General features: G+C 43.5%; 1 tRNA gene and 1 rRNA gene. Both read left to right on the plus strand.

Annotated features, from left to right (window positions below):
- A 16S ribosomal RNA gene (locus F9817_RS23900) occupies positions 1–94 on the plus strand; the annotation flags it as partial.
- 185 nt (positions 95–279) lie between these two features.
- Positions 280–355: transfer RNA gene (locus tag F9817_RS23765), tRNA-Ala, on the plus strand.
- Positions 356–538 lie beyond the last annotated feature (183 nt).

Below are 538 nucleotides of genomic sequence, written 5' to 3' on the forward strand. Positions count from 1 at the left end.
CTTCGGGGGGACGCTTGCCACTTTGTGGTTCATGACTGGGGTGAAGTCGTAACAAGGTAGCGCTAGGGGAACCTGGCGCTGGATCACCTCCTTACTTCGGGGGGACGCTTGCCACTTTGTGGTTCATGACTGGGGTGAAGTCGTAACAAGGTAGCGCTAGGGGAACCTGGCGCTGGATCACCTCCTTAACGATATAGATTATTGCGATGAGTGTTCACACAGATTGATACGGTTTAATAGAGCGAGTTTGGCCAGTAACTTAGTTACTAGCAAAGGAATGGGGCTATAGCTCAGTTGGGAGAGCGCTTGCATGGCATGCAAGAGGTCTGCGGTTCGATCCCGCATAGCTCCACCATCTTTAAGCACATTTACTTAAGTGTTCTTAAAAATGGTTAGTATCTTTAGTTGATACTGATTCCATGCTCTTTAAAAATTTGGAAAGCTGACAAAGTAATCTTTTATTTCAATGAAATAGAAAATTACTTGTAAAAGTTCTCAATTATTTTCTTTATGAAAATAACCAACACACATTCAAGTG

Source organism: Vibrio eleionomae (genome assembly GCF_009874545.1).
In the GTDB taxonomy this organism is placed as follows: domain Bacteria; phylum Pseudomonadota; class Gammaproteobacteria; order Enterobacterales; family Vibrionaceae; genus Vibrio; species Vibrio nitrifigilis.